General features: G+C 59.5%; 19 protein-coding genes. 10 read left to right on the forward strand and 9 right to left on the reverse strand.

Going from position 1 to position 20,005, the window contains the following annotated elements:
• Positions 1-581 (forward strand): hypothetical protein (locus tag QZ377_RS09140; RefSeq protein WP_291440850.1); only part of this gene is annotated, 581 nt, incomplete at its 5' end.
• Positions 582-747: 166 nt separating this feature from the next.
• Here QZ377_RS09140 and QZ377_RS09145 read toward each other — a convergent pair.
• From QZ377_RS09145 to QZ377_RS09175, 7 genes are all read right to left on the reverse strand, one after another.
• Positions 748-1,779: a glucokinase gene (locus QZ377_RS09145; RefSeq protein WP_291440851.1), complete on the reverse strand. Its 1,032-nt coding sequence runs from the start codon at positions 1,777-1,779 to the stop codon at positions 748-750.
• 11 nt (positions 1,780-1,790) lie between these two features.
• Positions 1,791-3,257 carry a D-glycero-beta-D-manno-heptose 1-phosphate adenylyltransferase gene (gene rfaE2 / locus QZ377_RS09150; RefSeq protein WP_291440852.1) on the reverse strand — a complete coding sequence of 489 codons (1,467 nt, stop codon included), beginning with the start codon at positions 3,255-3,257 and terminating at the stop codon, positions 1,791-1,793.
• Positions 3,258-3,296: 39 nt separating this feature from the next.
• Positions 3,297-5,261, reverse strand: a complete 1,965-nt coding sequence (locus QZ377_RS09155; RefSeq protein WP_291440853.1) for a glycosyltransferase — start codon at positions 5,259-5,261, stop codon at positions 3,297-3,299.
• A 67-nt stretch (positions 5,262-5,328) separates the two neighbouring features.
• Entirely contained in the window at positions 5,329-6,510 is a 1,182-nt protein-coding gene (locus QZ377_RS09160; RefSeq protein WP_291440854.1) for an ABC transporter permease, read from the reverse strand.
• A 282-nt stretch (positions 6,511-6,792) separates the two neighbouring features.
• Complete coding sequence (locus QZ377_RS09165) at positions 6,793-7,971, reverse strand: glycosyltransferase (protein WP_291440855.1); 1,179 nt, start codon at positions 7,969-7,971, stop codon at positions 6,793-6,795.
• Between the two features lie 68 nt (positions 7,972-8,039).
• The gene (locus QZ377_RS09170; protein WP_291440856.1) at positions 8,040-8,648 is read right to left on the reverse strand and encodes a hypothetical protein; all 609 of its coding nucleotides are present in this window, start codon (positions 8,646-8,648) and stop codon (positions 8,040-8,042) included.
• Positions 8,649-8,813: 165 nt separating this feature from the next.
• Positions 8,814-9,914: a glycosyltransferase gene (locus QZ377_RS09175; RefSeq protein ID WP_291440857.1), complete on the reverse strand. Its 1,101-nt coding sequence runs from the start codon at positions 9,912-9,914 to the stop codon at positions 8,814-8,816.
• Between the two features lie 461 nt (positions 9,915-10,375).
• On the opposite strand from QZ377_RS09175, the gene QZ377_RS09180 reads away from it, so the two are divergent.
• The 3 genes from QZ377_RS09180 (at position 10,376) to QZ377_RS09190 (ending at position 13,203) form a co-directional block, all read left to right on the forward strand.
• Positions 10,376-11,389, forward strand: coding sequence for a hypothetical protein (locus tag QZ377_RS09180; protein WP_291440858.1), 1,014 nt, complete (start codon positions 10,376-10,378; stop codon positions 11,387-11,389).
• Positions 11,389-12,174, forward strand: a complete 786-nt coding sequence (locus QZ377_RS09185; protein ID WP_291440859.1) for an alkaline phosphatase family protein — start codon at positions 11,389-11,391, stop codon at positions 12,172-12,174. The genes QZ377_RS09180 and QZ377_RS09185 overlap by 1 nt, the downstream gene beginning before the upstream one ends.
• A 126-nt stretch (positions 12,175-12,300) precedes the next feature.
• The gene (locus QZ377_RS09190) at positions 12,301-13,203 is read left to right on the forward strand and encodes an EamA family transporter (RefSeq protein ID WP_291440860.1); all 903 of its coding nucleotides are present in this window, start codon (positions 12,301-12,303) and stop codon (positions 13,201-13,203) included.
• Between the two features lie 12 nt (positions 13,204-13,215).
• Here the strand turns inward: QZ377_RS09190 and QZ377_RS09195 are convergent, their stop codons facing one another.
• Complete coding sequence (locus QZ377_RS09195; protein WP_291440861.1) at positions 13,216-14,223, reverse strand: M15 family metallopeptidase; 1,008 nt, start codon at positions 14,221-14,223, stop codon at positions 13,216-13,218.
• A 107-nt stretch (positions 14,224-14,330) separates the two neighbouring features.
• Here QZ377_RS09195 and QZ377_RS09200 point away from each other — a divergent pair, with 107 nt between their 5' ends.
• Positions 14,331-15,878, forward strand: coding sequence for a radical SAM protein (locus QZ377_RS09200; protein ID WP_291440862.1), 1,548 nt, complete (start codon positions 14,331-14,333; stop codon positions 15,876-15,878).
• A gap of 201 nt (positions 15,879-16,079) precedes the next feature.
• Here QZ377_RS09200 and QZ377_RS09205 read toward each other — a convergent pair whose 3' ends face one another.
• Positions 16,080-16,661, reverse strand: coding sequence for a DJ-1/PfpI family protein (locus QZ377_RS09205; RefSeq protein WP_291440863.1), 582 nt, complete (start codon positions 16,659-16,661; stop codon positions 16,080-16,082).
• A 100-nt stretch (positions 16,662-16,761) separates the two neighbouring features.
• Here QZ377_RS09205 and QZ377_RS09210 point away from each other — a divergent pair, with 100 nt between their 5' ends.
• The 5 genes from QZ377_RS09210 (at position 16,762) to pyrF (ending at position 19,827) form a co-directional block, all read left to right on the forward strand.
• Positions 16,762-17,139 carry a zinc ribbon domain-containing protein gene (locus QZ377_RS09210; protein ID WP_291440864.1) on the forward strand — a complete coding sequence of 126 codons (378 nt, stop codon included), beginning with the start codon at positions 16,762-16,764 and terminating at the stop codon, positions 17,137-17,139.
• Between the two features lie 157 nt (positions 17,140-17,296).
• Positions 17,297-18,178, forward strand: coding sequence for a YicC/YloC family endoribonuclease (locus QZ377_RS09215; protein WP_291440865.1), 882 nt, complete (start codon positions 17,297-17,299; stop codon positions 18,176-18,178).
• Positions 18,179-18,181: 3 nt separating this feature from the next.
• Positions 18,182-18,436 (forward strand): DUF370 domain-containing protein, encoded by a 255-nt coding sequence (locus tag QZ377_RS09220; protein WP_012625031.1) that lies wholly within the window; start codon positions 18,182-18,184, stop codon positions 18,434-18,436.
• Positions 18,436-19,044 carry a guanylate kinase gene (gene gmk, locus QZ377_RS09225; RefSeq protein ID WP_291440866.1) on the forward strand — a complete coding sequence of 203 codons (609 nt, stop codon included), beginning with the start codon at positions 18,436-18,438 and terminating at the stop codon, positions 19,042-19,044. Before QZ377_RS09220 ends, gmk begins: the two co-directional genes overlap by 1 nt.
• A gap of 75 nt (positions 19,045-19,119) precedes the next feature.
• The gene (gene pyrF, locus QZ377_RS09230; RefSeq protein ID WP_291440867.1) at positions 19,120-19,827 is read left to right on the forward strand and encodes an orotidine-5'-phosphate decarboxylase; all 708 of its coding nucleotides are present in this window, start codon (positions 19,120-19,122) and stop codon (positions 19,825-19,827) included.
• Positions 19,828-20,005 lie beyond the last annotated feature (178 nt).

The raw sequence follows: 20,005 nt of genomic DNA on the forward strand, positions 1-20,005 counted from the left end.
GCACGCGCCCTGCTTCCGTCACCAGATCCTGCACCTTGAGCCTGGCCTACCCGACAACCGGATCCATCGCACGGCCGGTTTTGCACCGGCTTGCGCGGCGGCGTGGGTTGCGGCATCAAGGGCCTGCCGACTGGTGGCTATCAGAAATTTTTTACACGTCACCAAAACTGTCGCGTGCAGTCTGTTCCGGTATGCCTCTGATCTCTCATGCAGCGGAAAACGCGCAAGGCTACTCCAAAACAAAAACACTCGAACTGTTCGCACAAAACAATACACAATCGTTCACAGGGCTATACGCCCCGCGGTTAAGGGCAACGCCGTCGTGCAACAACAGAATGGACATGTGCTGCCGTCATGTAACGGCAAAAAATTTTCAGCCCGACAAACCGCGCACAGACCGACCAGCACATTTCGTCTCCGCAGGCCTGCAAAGCCACCACACCTTAAGCTGTCGTGCTGCCGCCATGCCATGCGCGCAAAAACCAAAGCACAGCTCAAACATGAGCCGCAAAACATGGCCTTGCTGCCTCACCTGCATCTGCACTACTGCCTATGTATCGAAGGAATTTGCTAAGTTATAAAACTTACTAAAAGAGGTCAAGCTGTAAACCTTCAACAAGCACTAGTATTCATAGGGTTACAAGCAATGTCCCGCTTTTTTTTGAAAAATTTTATTCAATCTCTTTTGAACATCAAAAACAGCCGCTGGAACATATATATACATGCCTGCAACAGGCGCACAGCTGTCTACATACATTCACTGTTCTGCAGTAATGCCAGCCCGGCATACGCGCCGCCCCAAAGGCCGCTGTCGGTATCTGTTACAAGACGCACGGGCACACATTGCAGCAGGGACAATACATCCCCCGAGCCAGCGTACAAGGCTTCTGAAAAAGACGGGCAATGCACGCAAAGAGGATTGGCGGCAGCCACGCCTCCGGCAATCCACAGTCCATCACGACAAAGAGTGGACAATATCCATCCCCGACAAAACCGCCCCAGAAAACGCGCATACCAATGCAAGGTGGGCGTATCGCGCGAAAGCGCGCTATCGCCCACCTGTGAGGGATGCAGCATCCGGCCTGTCAGATAGTAATGCAGTGTGGAAAGCCCCTGCCCGCAAAGCACGTTTTCAGCGCTGGCAAAAGGCCGCCCCAGCCCGTTGCACAAAGCCCGTCCGTAGGCCTGTTCTTCTTTGCCAAGAAAAGCGAAAGCAGCATGCCCGGCTTCGCTGGGAACAGCCATGGGGTTACCCTGCTCCGAAAGCAGCAAGCTGGCGGCTCCAAGACCTGTTCCGGCACCGATGACAGCGTGAATTTTTCTGGAGAGTGCGTTCTTTACCCAACTGCCCTCTCCTTCATCAAAAGAAACGGCGTCGGCGGCTTTGTCATTTTTTTGTGCAGGCCCAGCCACATAGAGTGCCTGGACGCCGGGAGGGGTCAGGGTGGCATATGCCTGGAGGATAAAGTCATTCAGCAGCAGGCAGCGCCCGGCATCCGGCAGCGAAGATATCTTTGCGAGGTCAACGCGCAGCCGACCGTTAGTCAGGCTTCCTTTCTGGCCGTCCACAGGCCCGGCCAGCCCGATGACCACGGCTCCGGCCTGTTCCGGCGGTTGTCGTAGCCCTTCGGCCAGGGCAAAAAACAGATCCTGCCCGCTCTCCAGCCCCGAAGAGCTGATCCGGGCAGAGCGTTCCAGGGTGAGCGAGGTTCCTTCCAGCCTGAAGCTGCCCATCCGGCAGTTGGTTCCCCCCACATCGGCCACAAGAATTCGCTGCATGACAAGTCCGCTCAACGTGATGAGCTGTTTTCGCCGGAAGCGTCAATTTTGCGTACAATCCCGGTAGTGCTGCACCCCTGCACAAGGTCGGCCAGATAAACGCGACCGCCCGAAGCCAGCACCACATCCGCCCCCACTACGGTTTCCACAGTATAGTCACTGCCTTTGACCAGCACATCAGGGCGCAGAGCGGTGACAAGGTTCAGTGGTGTGTCTTCGTCAAAAAGCACTACGGCATCCACCCCGTGCAGAGCGGACAAAAGCAGTGCCCGGCTTTGCTCGTTTTGTACCGGACGGCTTGGTCCCTTGAGACGGCGTACCGAGGCATCGGAATTAAGCCCAACCACAAGGTGGGTTCCCTGAGCCGCGCTTTGGCGTAGAAGAGAAATATGGCCCGGATGCAGCAGGTCAAAACATCCGTTGGTGAAGACTATGCTTTCATTTTTACGCCGCCAGTCTTCCACCTTTTCAAGAAGCTCGGGCAAGGCATAAAGCTTGGGATTATCCGCGCCCTGACGCAGTGCCTGACGCAATTCGGTAATGCTTACAGGGGCCGTACCCATTTTGCCCACAGCAACGCCGGCCGCGGCATTGGCCGCATCCATGCTTTCTTCCCAGGACAGGCCACTGCCGATGCAGGCCCCCAGCGTGGCAATAACAGTGTCGCCCGCTCCGGAAACATCCGCAACCTCGCGCATGGCGGCGCGTATATAACGGGGGGGTGCATCCGGGCCGAACAGGGCCATGCCCTTGGCGCCACGGGTCAGCAGTACTCTTTCAACTGCATGACGCTCCCGCAGACGGTCTGCCAGTTCTGCCCTCAACGCCCTGTCCAGCGGTACATTCTGGTCTCTGCCACAGGCGAGAGCAAATTCCTGTCTGTTGGGCGTTACACAATGCGCGCCCGCGTAGCGGCCCCACTGCGTTCCTTTGGGGTCCACCAGCACAGCCACGCCCAGGCGGCGGGCCTCGTCAATAACAGCGCGACACAGGTTTTCGCCCTGCGCGTTTTCCAGCAAAACACCCTTGCCGTAATCAGAAAGGATCACTGCACGGCAATCAGGCAGCGTGTCAAACACCGCCTGACGCAGGGCCTCAAGCTCATCCCCGTTCGGATGCATGCAACGCTCTTCATCCAGCCGCAGCAATTGCTGCCCCTGGGCGAGCACTCTGGTCTTGCATGTGGTGCTGCGCGCTCCGGAAGATATCAGGCGGTGTTCAATGCCGGCCTGCTCCAGGCTCCGACGCAGATCGGCGGCGGCCTCATCAATACCGGAAAGGCCCACAAGTGTGGCCTGTGCGCCAAGGTGCACCAGGTTGCGGGCAACGTTGGCCGCGCCGCCCGGTGCGAACCACCGTTTGTTCACTCCAAGCACAGGCACCGGAGCTTCAGGCGATATTCGCCCCACACTCCCGGCAATGTAGCGGTCAAGCATCACGTCGCCCACTACCAGCACATGCACCTTATCAAAATTCATGGCACTTCCGTTTCAGGATGCGGACGCACAAGATGCTGCTCACAGCTTGCGGCACGCCTTTTTAAAAAACGCACTCATTCGGGCCTCAACGCCCTCCTCGTCCAGAAACGCAGGCAGCTCCCGGCGCGCAGCGTCGCCCAGCCGCCGCCGCTCCGCAGGACTTGAAGCCAGATCTTCAAGTACCCCGGCCAAAGCGTCCACATCATTCTGCGCCACAACGCGCCCATTACGGCCGTCAGTCACGGCTTCAGTCTGCCCCGGCAAGTCGCTGACAACAACGGCCAGTCCGAAAGCCAGAGCCTCCACCAGAGCCGAGGGCAGCCCGTCCATATCTCCTTGCCGCGTTTTGCGGCCCGGAGCTACGAATACTTGAGCCTTGTTGTAGAAATCCGGCATGTTCTCATGGGGAATACGCCCCGAAAAAAGGACGTTGCCACGCAAGCCAAGCCGCCAGGCCAGCCAGCGCAGACGCAGGCGCTCCGGCCCGTGTCCCACGATTCTGAGTGTGAAGTCGACACCCTTGTTTTTCAGCACCGCGCAGGCGCGCAAAAGAGTGTCATAGCCCTTGCGACGACTGATCGTACCCACAGCCAGAATATTCAACCCGGCGACAGCGTCGTCGCCCTCGGCAGCCTGTTCGGCATCATCATCCGGGGGAGTTAGCGTAAGCGGGTCACGCAGCACGACAAATTTGTGTTCCGGCACTTCGGGCATAAGCTCGCGCATGGCCTGACGGGAAGCTTCAGTATCGCAGCGCACAAAAACCGCATCATCGACCTTTGCCTTCCAGTTAAGGCCGGGGCTGGCAAGGTCGTGCGAACGTACGGCAAAAGCATACGGCACATCCAGCAAACGGGAGGCCACCCATGAAGCCGTAGCCGGACCGTGAGCTCCGGCGGCATAAAAAATCTCAATATTTTCTTCCTGGCCCCAGCGGGCCAGCAGAGCGCCGGAACCGAAAGAGCGCAGATGGTCCCATAGCCAGTTCCCCCAGCGGCCTCGACCGGGCAATGCACGCCAGAGGCCCCAGAGATTGGCTGAGGCGCCACGCATATGACGGAACATGGCAAGATAAGCGCCAAGCATGCGCCAGGCGCCGATACGGCGCACAGCCAGCGGCAGGGCGTAGCCCTCCGGACTGCCCAGAAGGCCGTTATCGCGAATGGCGTAAATACGTGAAAGCAGGCCGGAAGCGTGCATGTGGTGCGCTTCGGTCATAAGACATTGCCCGGAAGCCTCAGGAAAACGCTCTGCCACCAGCGCGCCACGCACCACCGGCCTGGCACCGGACAGCAGGTTATACGTTTCCTGAACGGAAATACGCGGTACCTCACGCTTACGGCAATGCAGGATACCGTCTTCAAGCGTGTACACGCTGTCGCAGAACTCCGCCATCTTTGGGTCATGGGTCACCATAACCATGGCCACACCACCCGTATGGCAAAGATTGCGGAAGTTATCCATGATAAGACGGCTGGTCTTGGCGTCCAGTGCACCCGTAGGTTCGTCGGCAAGCAGTATGCGGGGGCTGTTGACCATGGCGCGCGCAATAGCCACACGCTGCTGTTCACCGCCCGAAAGGCGGTTGCTGCGGTAGTGTACCCTGGCCGAAAGACGTACCAGCTCCAGGGCGCGAATGACCCTTTCCCACCGTTCCTGTGGGGGGACACGCTCATAAATAAGCGGAAATTCAACGTTTTCGAACACCGTAGAGTGGTCAAAAAGGTTGCTCGACTGCATGACAAAGCCCATGGTTCCGCGCCTGAAGGCTGCGGTCTGCTCTCTGTCCAGATGCAGCACGTCTTTGCCGAGAATTTCGAGAAAACCGGAATCGGGCGCGTGCAACATGCCGAGCACATGCAGCATGGTGGATTTGCCGCATCCAGACGGTCCCATAATGGCAACCATCTCGCCCGCCTCCACTTCAATATTCACGCCGCGCAACACCGGCGAGAAGCCAGCGTAGCACTTATACAAATCTTTGGCGACAATAACAGGAGCCATGAATCACCCTGTCCATAAACGGCCCGGGCCGCCGCAGCAGCGGTCTGGGCTGGGCCGCCAGCTATTTTTACTCAAAGCGCAGAGCCGTGACCACGTCCATGCGGCTGGCCTGGATGGCCGGATACAGGCCTCCCGCCACACCGATGACTGCGGAAAAAACAATGCTGCCCAGGCTACTGGCTAAAAGCAGGGAATAAGAGATACCCGTACCCAGCGACCAGGAGCCTCCTTCCACCAGCGCAATGCCCAAGGCAATGCCTAAGACACCGCCAGCCACAGACTTGCACAAGGCCTCGGCAAGAAACTGGGCCAGAATGTCCGAATCGGAACCGCCCATGGCCTTCTTCAGCCCCACCTCTCGGGTGCGGGCGCGCACTGCGGCAAACGTGCCGTACCATATGCCGAAGCCGCCAAGCATGAGCGACGCGGCGATGCCGAGCCAAAGCAGCACTTCAACCCATAAAAAAGTATCCTGAATACGCGCCAGCTGGTCATCCTGCGTATGCACCACAAGGTAGGGCGCAGTCTGGTACTCCTGTACAACTTCAGGAATTTCCTTGACCAGAGGCGGCACATCCTGCCAGCCGATAGCGCGTACAAAAAGCCGCGTAACCTTGTCGCCGGCCCAATTTCTGTCAATCATGGTAGTATAGGGCAAAAAGCCCCCTTGCGACCAGCTGCCAAGCATGACCCCGCTGACCACTCCCACTACCTCAAAAACATCCTGCTGCAAAAAAAGCAGCTTGCCCACCGCCGCGTCTGCATCTCCGTAGAGATCCTGCGCGGCTTCGCGGCCGAGCATACAGACACGCTTGTGGCCGATCACGTCGTTGGCATCCATGAGCCGCCCGGTGATCAGGGTCAGAGAAAATACGTCTGAAAAATACTGGTCAATGCCAATAAAGCCCACATTGATAACGCGCTCACCAGCACCGCGCAGGGCAAAGCCTTTTCCTTCGCGTATATTCTGGCTCACCATATAAACCCCGGGCAGATGGCTCAGGGCTTCTACGGTTTCAGGGTAAAATCCGCGCATGGGCTGGCCGGGATACTGGGCATCATCCATATAGACGCGGATGACGTTAACCCCGCCCATAAGCACCATATCTTGCCCGACTTTATAGCGTATTTCACGCCCGAGCACGGCCAGAACAATAAAGGCCGTGATGCCCAGGGCGATGGACAGTATCACCCCGAAGCCGCGCTGGCGTACAACCTGACGCAGGCTGACGCGAAAAAGGTCGGACATGGCAATCATGGCAAAACCACTGTAAGAATATCCCTGAACTGTTACGCCGGACACGGCATGACAAGCCGAGCCGACACCGCCTCATGCGGACTGTTACGCGCTTCCTGCCCATGCGGGAATACGCCAGCCCTTTTACCCAAAAACGGGCGAATTATTATATAGGGCGAAACCGGCGTATGTCAAAGACATATTCCCAATCACAAACCTGCAACACCCTGCGGCCCTGGCTCGCAGCACCGGACAAGCAGGCTCGCAACGCCGGACAAGCTGGCCGGAACCAGCCTAAAAAAGCCGCTCCACCCGCCGCACAGTGCCGCCCCGGCCCACAACGTAACGCAAGCCATGCCACACAATACTCCGGGCAGGCAAGCTGCGGATGTAAACCAAAACAAACATGGCTACCGCATCAAAGAAGCTCAGAAACCAGCGGGCAAATGAAATGGAATGCCGCAGCAGCCCCCGCCACAAGTGCAGGATCACAGACAAAAGGACTATCCACAAAAGCGCCAGCAGCACAGCCAGGCCGCTGCTCACATGCAGCAGCCCGCCCAGAAGAATACAGGCGGCGACCAGAGGCGGTACAGCCATGACAAAGCCCATAAAGCCCAGCAACATCCATTGTATGGGCATGCAAAACTTGAGAAAGAGCACTTGCCGGTCCATCCAGGCCCGCCAGACATGGCGCTCATGCCTGCCGGCCTCGGTATGCAGAAGCGCGCCGGGGCAAAGACGCACCGGAACCCCCAGCTTTTGCAGACGGGCCGAAAGCGAACAGTCGTCCACCACGTTGCGCGCCCACAAATCTTCCACAGCATATCTGCCGAATGCCTCACGGGTCATGGCCATGGCCCCGCCCCAAAGCTGGGTAAAAGACGAAACAGCCTGTAAAAGACGCATGAGCAGAACACACAGGGCATATGCCAGGGTCACGGGGCGATGGTCAGTGGGATTCACCACATGGTAGCCTGTAGAAAATTCAGCCTCGCCGGTGGCAAGCGGTCCCACCAGATGACGCATAAAATCCGGCCGGGCCATATGGGTGCTGTCGCAAAAAACAAAAACATCAGCCTTGTTTTTGATTGCAGCTACCCCACAAAGACTGTTGTGGTTTTTCTGGCCGCAATCGCGAGCCGGTCCGGCCACCACGTGCCGCGCGTGAGGATAGTCCCGCTGGATCTGCCGCACAAGGTCCGCAGCCGGTTCGTCAGCAGTGGCGGTGACCAGCACGGGAAAATAACGGGGATAGTTCTGAAGGAGCAGGCTGCGCACAGCGGCGGACATACGCTTGTCGGCACCGGCCATGGGTACGATCATGCCGACCACGGGCCAACGGCCTTCGGGCAATGCGCGGTTGGCCGCATCGTCCAGCCGCGCCCGACGCGGCAGGGCCTGGCCGGTCCGGGCCAGAACGTAGAGCAGCAAGCATTTTAAAGCTGCCAGCGCAAACCAGAGCCAGAACATAGTTTCTCCTTCACGTTAACAGGCGGCCCGGAGCCTCACAGGCCGCGTGCGCTCTTGCGCGCTGATGCCTATTGCGGCAGGGGTGCGCAGTTTTCGGGGGCAAGGGGAACATCATGGGTGCGGGTGCCTTCAAGGCGTACTTTCATGCCGCTTTTCAGCTTGATGACGCCTTCCACCTTGTTGGCCGAAACCAGCCGCCCTTTAAAAGTATGACCAGAAGAATGGCGCGCCTGTATTTCGTTATTCTGGACGCTGCCCACAATGTGGTACACGTCTACCTTGCCGTTGTACAGGCGCAAATGCACCACGCCCCGCACTTTACCGTCGGCGGAAAAACACAGGCCCACCTTATAGGTGGACGAATAGAGTGAGCCTGTCCACAATTCCCTCACTTCCACAGGACCTTCAGCAAGCTCCGGCGGCAGGGTTTCGGGCTGTTCCTGAGCGGAAGGCTCCCGCCCCCCCTCCCCGCCTGGGGCTGCGCTGGCGGCCGCAGACTGCTGCGTTTCCTGACCATGAGCCGCTGCCGGAGTCCCTGGGACAAGCAGGGCAGCGCAAACCAGCAGTGCGCAAAGCCGCAGCCCCGCCCTTACACCGGGAGCGGCATGCCTGCGACCGGCAATGACCGCTTGAGGCAAGGACGCGCATGACTTCCATATATTTTCACTATTCCACATAAGCAATATTCCTGGATTGGTGTGCTGCCGCGAAAATGCGCCCGGCTTTCCGGGCAAAGCCGAAGCCCGTGCAGCGAGTCGCTTTTTCTGGTGCTCGCCACAAGGCAGACAAGGCGCGCCACGCCGGAAAACGCGAATTTTCGCGCAGACCCTGACCGCCAAAACCTACGTCGTAAGATTCAGGCGGCTAAAAACGTCCTCATGGGCATCCACCATGGCGGTAAAAGAAAAATCCCGTTCAACCCGCTGCCTTCCGGCCAGGCCCATAGCATCGCATAAAGCGCTGTCATCAAGCAAACGGCAGCAGTGCCGGGCCATGGTTTGCGCATCTGCCGCAGGCGAAAGCAGCCCGCTGACTTCCTGCTCCACAAGGCGGGGGATACCCCCGACGGCAGTGGCAGCTACAGGCAGGCCACAGGCCATGGCCTCAAGAATGACATTGGGCTGCCCTTCACGCACGGACGACAAGGCAAAAATACGCGCCGCCGCGTAATGCTTACGCATATCAAGACCGCCTGGAACAAAATCCACACTGTTGCCCGCCGCATGCGTAGCAGCCCACTGCTTCAGCACAGCCTCTTCCGGCCCGTCGCCCACAAGCCGCAGGCGGGCTGCCGGATGAGCTTTCAATACCAGCTCAAAGGCCCGCAAAAGCGTTACATGATCTTTGTCTCCAGCCAGGCGGGCCACACAGAGGATAACCGGATCCCTCTGCGACGGAGCGGGACTGGACGGCGAAAAAAAATTCGTATCCACGCCATTGGGAATATAGCTGAGCCGCGCCTGCGGCACGCCGAAACCCAATAAAATATTCTGCAATGCTTCAGAGTTGCAAACCATATGATCCGTAAGCCGCCACAGCCATTTTTCGTGCTGCCGGGCCGGGCCTCCGCCCCCACGGCAGGTGCCTACCACCAGGGGGCCTGTGCCGCCCCCGCCACATAGACGCAAAATACGGCCCCAGATACGGCCCCAGATATTGGGCAGGGCCGTGCAGGGTACAATAATGCCGGGCTTGAGCCTGTGCAGAGTTGCAGCCAGTTGCAAGAAAAACACGGGAGACACGCGGCGTCCGCGGCCCAGATGGTGCAACTCGATTCCAGCCTCGCGGGCGGCTGCGTCCAGGTCTGTAGGGCCGGTCAGGGTAAGCATGACCGGAGTAAATTTTTGCCTGTCCAGGCGACGGGCCAGCTCCAGGGTCTGGCGCTGTGTGCCGCCGTAGCAAAGATCTTCCATCAGAAAAAGAACACGCAACGGTGTGGACATGATTCTCCTTATATCGGCGCAGTATGGCGGGCACCCCACCTCTTCACCACATTACGCCCGGCAGGGAAGCGGACTGTGCCGCCCCCATGAACGGCTGGCCAATTTTATGCATTCCAACGCCATTTGCAAGAGCGCGCCTTCCGGGGAGTCTCCACAGAAAATCCACCATACCGACCCCGGCACTTGCCGGCCGCTTTCCCGGCAGCCCCGCTGCATCGCATCTCATACAGCCCCCTGCGGAACATGCCTTGTCCGGCAAAAGGCAATGCAGCCGTACTGCCATTACAGCGGGGAAGCAGAGGCGGATTTTCCGCGTCATGCGAAACCCGGCATGCAAAAGCCGCCCAGGGCCTGTCCCGCAGTTCGCGACAACGCGCGGCAGGTCGCGCCGGACAGGTTTACAGCAGCATATCGGCTTCGCACACGTTGCTTTGCACCGCGCTTGAGCTTACTATGGGCCAATGACCAATACGCCAGCCACACAGCCTGATACCGGGCGCGACCTTTATGTCATTGTTAGCCTTGATGTGGAAGAAGAGGGCCTGTTTTCAGGCAGTTATGCATCAAACGGCTGCGGCGTGCGCAATGTCGCCCTGTTGCCGCGCCTGGCTCCTCTTACGCACGATCTGGGCTTTCCTCTCACGCTGTTTTGCGCACATACCGTCTTTTCCAGCCCGGAAGCAAGGCCGCATCTGGCCTGGATGCGCGACCACTGTCAGGCCGAAATAGCGGCGCACCTGCACCACTGGAGCACCCCTCCGCCTGCTGACAGCGAAAGCGACGCGAGCCGACAGCATGGCGGGCCGCCCGAGCGCACAGACAAAATGTCCCAACAGTTGCTGCGCCGACGCCTGCGCACCCTGCTGGACACCGGACGCGACTTTCAGGGCGCTCCCCTCACCAGTTTTCGCATGGGCCGCTGGGACCTCAAGGCCAGCGTGCGCCCCCTGCTGGCTGAAGAGGGCATTACGTTTGACAGTTCCGTTTGCCCTTTGCGCGTTTTTTCCGGTGGGCCGGATCATTTTCTGGCGCCCACGGATCCCTACTGGCCTGAAGACTGCCCGGGGCTGCTCGAATCCCCGGTGAGCCAGGTCGCGCTATATCCGCCTCTGGCCCGGCTCTGGTACGGTCTTACCCGACATAAACCCCTTGTGGATTCCTTTCATTTCTGGGGGGTCCTGAGTCCCAATCCCGTATGGCACAGCTCCGCCGTTATGCGGGCGGCCACCAGGCTTCTTGTGCGACGCGGCGGCAGGGTATTAAGTCTTTTCTGGCATTCTTCGGAAATGTTGCCCGGTGGTTCGCCCAATATCCCGGACCAGGCAGCGGCGGACGCTCTTTATCAAAAAACTTACAGCTATTTACGCTGGCTGCGCGAGCACTACAATGTCATCGGGCTTACCGCCGCTCAATTGCGCCAGTTGGCCCCCACCCTGAACTTCGGGCCGCGCCCCACCGGGGAAGGAGACTGGTAATGAAGCGTGTGGTATTTGTGCTTCTGGACGGCCTGACCGCCGCCACCGCCCGGCGTTGCCTGTCTTATCCACAGGCGCTGGAAGAGGCGGGCCTGGCGCGCTATACCGAGCTTACGGCCCCTCTGCCGCCGCTTTCACGTCCTGCCTACGCCACACTGCTTTGCGGCATCCCCCCGGCGCAGAGCGGTATTCTGCACAACGATGACGCCCGCCTGTGTCCCGCGCCGACCATATGTTCACGCCTGCGGGACGCAGGAGGCATTACAGCGGCAGCGGCCTACCACTGGATGAGCGAACTGTGCAATACCGCGCCTTTTGATGCCGTACGCGACCGCCTGACCCATGCGCCGGGCATGCCCATTGCTCACGGTCTTTTCTATAGCAATGACGCTTATCCGGATGACGAACTTTTTCGCGATGCCGCAAGCCTGTGCCAGCGCTTCAGCCCGGACCTTCTGCTTGTGCATTCAATGGGCATTGACCATGCGGGACACTGCCGCGGGGCCGACAGCCGCGCTTACCGCGACGCCGCCCGCCACGCGGACGGCCTGCTGGCCCGCTGGCTGCCCATATGGGAAAAGCAGGGCTATTCCGCCCTGGTGACCAGCGATCACGGCATGGACGATGACCACGGCCACAACGACAATACGGAAGCCACGCGCCGCGTTCCCCTCTGGCTTATGGGCCGGGCCTGGGATGACCTGCCCATGCCGGACTCCCAGACACAACTGGCCGGCCTTGTTTTGCAGGCCCTTGGCCTGCCGCAGGAATCACATCCGGCATAAGAATAAAACGTCCCGTACCGGCAACAGCCGCGGCAGGACGTAAAAAATCAGCATAAAAAGTTTTGTCGTCGCCGCCGCAGGCGGCAAATGCAGGCGCACGGCGCAAAACGCCACCAAGGAGCAGACATGAAAGAGGGCAGCAAGGGCAGCCTGCTGTTGCAGAGCAACAGCACATCCAGCGGGTATGTGTGGATTCTGTTCGCGGCTTTTTTTTGGTCTTTGCTTGGCGTGTCTTCCAAATACTGCATTGCCGGTGGCGTTCAGCCCCTGGAAACGGCCTTCTGGCGTGCCGCCATCGGCTGTATCTGCTTTCTGATACACGCAGCCCTGACCCGGTCACTGCGCGTCAAAATCCGCGATGCCCTGATCTTCATACTTTTCGGCCTCTGGGGAACAGGCGTTTTTTTTGCGGCCATGCAAATGTCCATCAAGCTCAGCGGTGGGGCCACGGCAGTGGTGCTTCTGTACACCGCGCCCGTATGGGTGGCTTTTTTCTCTCGTCTGCTTTTCGGTGAACACATCACCAGACGCAAGGCCCTGGCCATAGGAATCGCGCTGTGCGGCACAGCCCTGGTGTGTTTTACCGGCGGCAGCATTCCGGGTGAAACATCCATGCTCGGCATCGCCTGCGGCCTGCTGGCGGGGTTCAGCTACGCCACGCACTATCCCTTTTACCGCTGGTGGCAGGCGCGCTACTCCATCGCCGCCATCTACGGCTACATGCTTATTGGCGGCATTGTAGCCCTGGGGCTTTTTGAACCTGTCCACCTGGATCACAGCCCGCAGATATGGGGCTGGCTTTTTATTCTCGGCTTTCTGACATGCTACCTTGCCTACTTCTGCTACGGGATGGGGCTTAAACGCATCAGCCTGGTGCGGGCCGCAGTGACCTGTCATCTGGAACCCGTGCTCGGCACGTTGTGGGTATGGCTGTTCTGGGATGAAAGCTTTGCCCCGCTGGGCTGGCTCGGCGGCGCGCTGGTGCTTGGGGCCGTCCTGCTGCTCACCACCGACAAAAGCAAGGAATAGCAGGCAAAAGAATCAATCTGCCGAAGAACGTGCCGTACCGGCCGCATGCGCCGGGCCATCATCTGCGCTTCCCTGCCCGCGCCGTGCCTGAAGCAGGCGCGCCTTGCAGATAATTTCCGGCCGGTACTCAAAATGCATGATATCATATTCATGCCATTTGCCGCCCCATATAAACCCCGCCTGTTCCATAGCATCCACAATGGCGGAAGGATATCCGCGCTGCATGGGGTGGGGGCGCAGCTTGCTCCAGCGCCAGTACGGAGCCAGACGTGGACTCAAGTCCACAGCAATGCCGTAAGCATGCGGGCTCAGTCGCGTTTCACCCGCTATGCGCCGCCACACAAACCCGCCGTCCACCTTCAGATAGTCTTTTAAATGCGCCTCTTCACGTACGGCAACGGCAAGGCGCGCATCGGCCCGGGCCAGCGCTCGGGCTGCCGGAGCAGAAAGGCGCAGGGCCTGCCCGAGCAGCGTTGTCTGACGGACCTGCCTGCCCACCTCAGAAGCATTCTGCCCGTAAATCGTACCCAAAAGATCATAGGAGCGCCGCCGCCCCGGCGAAACACCGTAGGGCGTGTCCGGCCGCTCCGGTTCAAGGGGGTACGTCTCTGCCATACTGGTGCGCACATCCACGGCCCAACCTTTTTCGTCATGGACGGAATTCGCATGGCTCGATGCCGCTCCGCTGTCGGCATGTTGCGCATAAAGCACACGGCGGCCGCCATTCACAAGCAGCCACAGGCCGTTGCTGTCCATAACCAGTCCGGCAATTTCCGGATAAGAGGCCCGCAGACAGTATAAATCCAGCCGCGCGGCGTCATCCAGGCCTTCCGGCAATGCATCATACTGCTCGCCCATTTGCCCTTCCGGCCACGTACCCTGCTCCACAGCCGGACCGCTGGCGCACGGCATTCGAAAGCCCGCGGGCAAAGGGCTGTCCTGCCACATGGCCCCGGCATCAGAAACGGGCAGATTGTGATTCGTGGCGGCATAAAGATCGGCGGCTGTCAGCAGAAGCAAAGCGCAACTCATCAGAAAGGCGGATAGTTTTTTTATATGACACTTCATATATCAAGCCTACCCGCGCTCCGCTTGTCAAGGCAAGCGCTTTTGCGTACACCAGCGCCATGTCTGTCTGGAATTTCTTTTTGATCACGTTCGGCTGCAAGGTCAATCAGTACGAAACACAGTCCCTGCGTGAAGCATGGCAGGGCCTGGGCGGCGTGGAATGCTCCAGCCCAGCCGAGGCTGATGTCATCTGCGTAAACAGTTGCGCCATCACGGCCAAAGGCGAAAGAGACGCCCGCAATGCGGTATTTCGTCTGCGACGTGAAGCGCCGGACGCCCGCCTGATACTCACTGGCTGCGCGGCGCGCCTGTTCGCTGATTACCGCCCCCGGCCGGGAGCCACCTGGGCCGCTCCCGACCTGCTGGTTCCGCAGGAACATAAAGACATGCTGCTGCAAGGCCCATGGGGCAACGATCTACCCGGCCCGGACTCTTTCGGGCAGATGGCCGGCGCTGCCGCCTTGGCGACGCGGCCTGCACAGCACGAAAAAACTTCTCCCCTGTCCGGCAGTGTTCCGTTGCTCGTTCCTTTTCACGGGGTGGAGCAAATCAACCCGCCGAAAGCTGAAGAGCATGCTTCAAGCTCAATGGGAACGGCCACAAGCGCAGCAACCGCCAGCAGTTTTCCGTCTTTCAACATCTCTACCTTCAAGCGCGCCCGGCCTGTACTCAAGGTGCAGGATGGTTGCGCCCACCGCTGCACCTACTGCATCGTGCCGCTCACGCGGGGCAAGCCCCGCAGCCGCCCGGTAGAGCAGGTGCTGGCCGAAGCCCGCCGCTTGCTGGAATCGGGCCATGTGGAAATCATGATTTCCGGCATCAACCTGGGACAATACGGACGGGACGCGCAGACGGGAGACTTCTGGAGCCTGCTGCGCACCCTTGATGCGGCGCTGGCGCCGGAATTTGCCGGGCAGGCCCGCTTTCGTATCAGTTCTCTGGAGCCGGGACAGCTTGACGCGCGCGCCCTGGATATTTTGCGCCATTGCCGCATGCTCTGCCCGCACCTGCACATATCCTTGCAGCACGGCAGCCGCAACGTGCTTAAAAAAATGGGCCGCGGACACTACAGCCCCTCCATGCTGGAGGACGCAGTGAAGGAGCTTTCAGCCCACTGGCCTGTCATGGGGCTTGGCGCGGATATTATCGCGGGTTTTCCGGGAGAAACCGAAGAAGATGTGCGGGAACTTCTGGAGCTTGTTGCCCGCCTGCCCCTCGGGTACGCGCATGTTTTCCCGTACTCGCGGCGTCCCGGAACCGCAGCGGAACGCTTTGAAGGGCAGATTCCCCACGCGCTCAAGCTGGAGCGCGCGGCCAGGGTGCGGCAGGCAGTTGCCCTGAAGCAAAGAGAATTTCTCATGGCACAGATGGCCTTGCCGCGCATGTTGCTGGCTGCGGACACCTCCGGCAGCATGCGGAACGGCTCTCAAACAGGCGGCAAAAAAATCAAAGGTGTCAACGAGTATTACGCGGCCTGCTTCTTGCGCCCACGGCAGGCGCCCCCCACAGAAGACGTCGCTTCCGCTCCGCCGCGTGCCGGACTTCTGCCCGTGCGGCCAGTGGAACTGACAGACAAGGGATTGATCGTGGAGCCGTTAGAGCCTTGATCTCCCCGGCACCTGCTCTCCCCCCTTGCCGACGCATGAAATATCAGACGCCCCACGAAATTTCGCGGGGCGTCTTTTTTATACTTAATGCCAGGGTCTTACCCGGTGTAAAACAGCCCTGGGACAATGTGACATTGGGGTCATGTTATGCCCAAAAGACGCAGCCTCCGCCCCAACAAGGCATTTCAGGTGCAGCCTGCTTTAGATGCTGATCTTTGCGCCGAGCAGCTTGACAAAGGCCGCAATCCACGCAGGATGCGCGGGCCAGGCCGGGGCGGTCACAAGGTTGCCCTCCACCACGGCGTTGGTGAAGGTTTCGTTAAATTCGGCCCAGGTGGCTCCGGCATCCACCACATCAGGCTTTACTGCGGGATAGGCAGTGCAGGTGCGATTTTTCAGCACACCGGCAGAAACAAGAATCTGCGGGCCATGGCAGACGGCGGCAATGGGCTTTCCGGCCGCGTTGAATTCGCGTACAATTTCAAGAATACGCGGATTCAGGCGCAGATATTCGGGCGCCCGCCCGCCGGGAACCACCAGCCCGACATAGTCGGCAGTGTTTACCTTGTCAAAGTCAAAGTTGATGGCAAAGTTATGGCCGCGCTTTTCCGAGTAGGTCTGATCGCCCTCAAAGTCATGAATGGCGGTACGTACCACATCGCCGGGCTTTTTGCCGGGGCATACGGCATGCACGTCATAGCCGAGCATGAGCAGCATCTGAAAAGGCACCATCACTTCATAATCTTCTACATAATCACCGGCCAATACCAGAATTTTTTTCATAATATTTCTCCTGCGGTTCCGGGCCTGCATAAAACAATGCCCGAAAAGCGGTTTGCGCCCGGCATGGCGGCCTTATGGCGCCCTTGCCTTGAGCGTATTTATGTTTATATATGCAGGCACTGCCCAGGGCAAGTCCCTGCGCGGCACGGTCTGCACGGCGCAACACGGCCTTGATGCAGCCCATCGAGGTCTAATCAAAGAATGCTTCAGGAGTATCAGTATGCCCATGTTTGACTTTGTCTGCACTGCCTGCGGAAACAAATTTGAAGAGCTGGTTTTTGGCGGCGAATCTCCGGCATGCCCCAAATGCGGCGCAGCCACCGAAAGGCAGATGTGCGTTCCAAGTCCGCTCAAAACCGGGGCCTTCCCCTACAAGCCCGGCCCGGTACGGCCCATGGGCAAAGGTATGCCCACCTGCGGCGCGGGGGGCTGCTCCTCGGGCGGTTGCGGCACCGGCGGCGCTGGCGGCCTGTCCTGAGGCACATAGGGCCTGCGAACAACAGGCAGCGCCCGGGTAATTCGGTGGATTACCTGAAAAACATTCAGCCCTTGGCCCGGCATGCCAAGGGCTTTCTTGCATTCGTCAAGTGCTTGCTCTACACTCGCCCCAATACTCTATAGATGGGAAGGAACCTATGCTCCGCAGCATGACCGGCTTTGGCCGCTGCCTCGTTGAAAACACCCGTACGATCCAGCAATGGGAAGTCAAAAGCGTCAACAGCCGCCATCTTGATCTCAAGTGGCGCCTCCCCCTGCCCGTGCGCAGCCTCGAACCCCGCCTTGAAAAGGTCGTTCGCCGCTTCGCCTCGCGTGGACGGGTAGACATAAGCCTGACCTTGCAATACGCCCCCGGCGAAGTTCCCGTGGCGCGCTTTGACTCCGGGCAGGCCAATGCCATGCTTGACAGCCTGTACGATCTGGCCCAGGCCCGTGGCGATGATTTCGCCCCGGACTACAGCGCGCTTATGCAGATCCCCTCGCTCTGGAACGACACCAGCGAAGAAATGGATGAGGATGTGACAACCAGCCTTGAAGATGGGCTGGCCCTCGCCCTTGAAGACTGGAACGAGGCCCGCGCTGCCGAAGGGCGCGCCCTGGCCACAGACATGCACTCACGCATTCTGCGCATGGAAGAATGGACCGGTCTTATCGCAGAACGTGCGCCGGCCATCAAGGAAGAGCGCGCCAATATCATGCACGAGCGTCTGGGCGAGGCTCTGGCGCAGAACGGGCAAGAACTTGAAGAAGGCCGCTTTTTGCAAGAAATTGTGGTTCTTGCCGACCGCCTGGATGTGAGTGAAGAGCTTACCCGCCTTTCAACCCACCTCGAACGGCTGCACGACCTCTTGCAGGCGGGACGCGACGCGGGCCGCCGCCTCGATTTTACCCTTCAGGAATGCTTTCGCGAAATCAACACATGCGGCAACAAACTGCCTGATGTGCAGTTGTCGCGCCTTGTCGTAGACTTCAAGAATGAACTGGAAAAATGCCGCGAGCAGGTCCAGAATCTGGAATAGGTCATGTCTCGCGAACGACTCATCAACATCGGTTTCGGAAATTATGTGCTGGCGGGCCGGGTTGTAGGCATTGTCAGCCCCGCGTCTTCCCCCATGAAGCGCTTGCGGGAAGACGCACGCGCGCAGGGGCGGCTCATCGACGCCACCCAGGGGCGCAAAACGCGCTCCATCCTTGTGACGGATTCAAACCACGTCATTCTTTCATCCATACAACCTGAAACCATCAGTCAGCGCTTTGCGCAAGAGGAAGGAATCTGATGCCCCGACAAGGCATTGCCCTGGTCTTGAGCGCCCCCTCCGGGGCTGGAAAAACAACACTGGTTCAACGCCTGCTGCGGGCTTTTCCCCTGCTGGGCTACTCTGTTTCCTGCACCACGCGCCAGCCCCGGCAAGGCGAAGTGGACGGCAAGGACTATATATTCATCAGCCGTGAAGAATTTGAACAGCGCCGCGACGAGGGCTATTTTGCCGAATGGGCCGAGGTGCACGGCAATCTTTACGGCACACCTCTGGCCCCGGTGAAGGAAAAACTGCGCCTTGGGCAGGACCTGCTTTTTGACATCGACGTGCAGGGTGCGGCCCAGTTGAAGCTTTCGCTGGCTGAGGCGGTCTTTGTTTTCATACTGCCGCCCGGCATGACCGAGCTTGAACGCCGCCTGCGCAACCGGGGCCTGGACGATGAAAAAACCATTGAGCGCCGTTTGGCCAATGCCCGGCAGGAAATACTTGAAGCCCGCTGGTATGACGCCCTTGTGGTCAATGATGACCTGGACGTGGCCTATGATGAGCTGCGCTCGGTTTTTGTGGCGGCGAGCCTTGCTCCCGACCGCAACCCCGACCTGTCGGAAACTGTGCTGCGCGGCTGAGCCGCTGCCCGAAGGGCAACCATGCCCGTACAGCAATCGCGTTTATTTTATTGACGCCACGAACCGGATCAAATCATGAAAAGCGCAAATATCGTTCCACAGCTCATGGTGGCGCTTGATGTGCCGAGCAGGGAGGAAACCCTCGCCCTTGCCCGCACGCTGGCGGGAACCGCGCCCTGGTGCAAGGTGGGCATGGAGATGTTCACCCACGCCGGACCGCCCTTGCTTGAAGAGCTGGCCGCTCTGGGCTACAGTATTTTTCTGGATCTTAAATTTTACGACATACCGCACACCGTGGCTCAGGCCGTCAAGGCGGCTTCGGGCGTGGGCGTAAACATGCTTACCCTGCACTGCCAGGGCGGCGAGCGCATGTGCCGTGCCGCGCGCGAAGCTGTTTGCAGCTTGCCCGGCAAGGGTCCGCTGCTTTTCGGCGTTACCGTGCTGACAAGCTTCGCCCAGGGTGAAATGCCCGGCATCAGCGCCGACCTGCCGGATTTTGCCCGCACCCTCGCCACGAATGCGCAGAGCTGGGGGCTGGACGGCGTGGTCTGTTCCGGCCATGAGGCTGCGGATATCAAGGCTGCCTGCCCATCCCTCATGTGCCTTTGCCCCGGCATCCGTCCCTCGGGTTCGGTGGCGGATGACCAGCGCCGCGTCATGACTCCTGCGCAGGCTGTCGCCGCCGGGGCAGACTATCTTGTCGTGGGCAGACCCATTATTGCCGCCCCTGATCCGCTTGTGGCGGCAAAGCAGATCCTGGCGGAGATGGCTTCCGCCACATAACGAGCGAGGATTTTTCATGTCCGGCCAAAAGACCACGGGAAACACGCGCCCTGCGGCGCACGCGCCAGCCGCTACGGCTCACAAGGCCGAAGTACGCGGCGTGTTTTCCACCCAGGAGGTCCGCCGGGTAGGTACAGGCACCACCACCCGAAAAACTGTGCAAAAAACCTTCGGGTTC

The sequence above is a fragment of the Desulfovibrio sp. genome, assembly GCF_019424165.1.
Taxonomy (GTDB): Bacteria; Desulfobacterota; Desulfovibrionia; order Desulfovibrionales; family Desulfovibrionaceae; genus Desulfovibrio.

Excerpts from the sequence above, each read along its gene's own strand:
- QZ377_RS09145 (WP_291440851.1), bottom strand. The coding sequence starts at position 1,779 with ATGCAGCGAATTCTTGTGGCCGATGTGGGGGGAACCAACTGCCGGATG.
- rfaE2 (WP_291440852.1), bottom strand. The coding sequence starts at position 3,257 with ATGAATTTTGATAAGGTGCATGTGCTGGTAGTGGGCGACGTGATGCTT.
- QZ377_RS09215 (WP_291440865.1), top strand. The coding sequence starts at position 17,297 with ATGCTCCGCAGCATGACCGGCTTTGGCCGCTGCCTCGTTGAAAACACC.
- pyrF (WP_291440867.1), top strand. The coding sequence starts at position 19,120 with ATGAAAAGCGCAAATATCGTTCCACAGCTCATGGTGGCGCTTGATGTG.
- QZ377_RS09165 (WP_291440855.1), bottom strand. The coding sequence starts at position 7,971 with ATGTTCTGGCTCTGGTTTGCGCTGGCAGCTTTAAAATGCTTGCTGCTC.
- QZ377_RS09170 (WP_291440856.1), bottom strand. The coding sequence starts at position 8,648 with ATGTGGAATAGTGAAAATATATGGAAGTCATGCGCGTCCTTGCCTCAA.
- QZ377_RS09175 (WP_291440857.1), bottom strand. The coding sequence starts at position 9,914 with ATGTCCACACCGTTGCGTGTTCTTTTTCTGATGGAAGATCTTTGCTAC.
- QZ377_RS09210 (WP_291440864.1), top strand. The coding sequence starts at position 16,762 with ATGTTTATATATGCAGGCACTGCCCAGGGCAAGTCCCTGCGCGGCACG.
- QZ377_RS09160 (WP_291440854.1), bottom strand. The coding sequence starts at position 6,510 with ATGTCCGACCTTTTTCGCGTCAGCCTGCGTCAGGTTGTACGCCAGCGC.
- QZ377_RS09155 (WP_291440853.1), bottom strand. The coding sequence starts at position 5,261 with ATGGCTCCTGTTATTGTCGCCAAAGATTTGTATAAGTGCTACGCTGGC.
- QZ377_RS09200 (WP_291440862.1), top strand. The coding sequence starts at position 14,331 with ATGTCTGTCTGGAATTTCTTTTTGATCACGTTCGGCTGCAAGGTCAAT.
- QZ377_RS09220 (WP_012625031.1), top strand. The coding sequence starts at position 18,182 with ATGTCTCGCGAACGACTCATCAACATCGGTTTCGGAAATTATGTGCTG.
- QZ377_RS09190 (WP_291440860.1), top strand. The coding sequence starts at position 12,301 with ATGAAAGAGGGCAGCAAGGGCAGCCTGCTGTTGCAGAGCAACAGCACA.
- QZ377_RS09185 (WP_291440859.1), top strand. The coding sequence starts at position 11,389 with ATGAAGCGTGTGGTATTTGTGCTTCTGGACGGCCTGACCGCCGCCACC.
- gmk (WP_291440866.1), top strand. The coding sequence starts at position 18,436 with ATGCCCCGACAAGGCATTGCCCTGGTCTTGAGCGCCCCCTCCGGGGCT.
- QZ377_RS09205 (WP_291440863.1), bottom strand. The coding sequence starts at position 16,661 with ATGAAAAAAATTCTGGTATTGGCCGGTGATTATGTAGAAGATTATGAA.
- QZ377_RS09180 (WP_291440858.1), top strand. The coding sequence starts at position 10,376 with ATGACCAATACGCCAGCCACACAGCCTGATACCGGGCGCGACCTTTAT.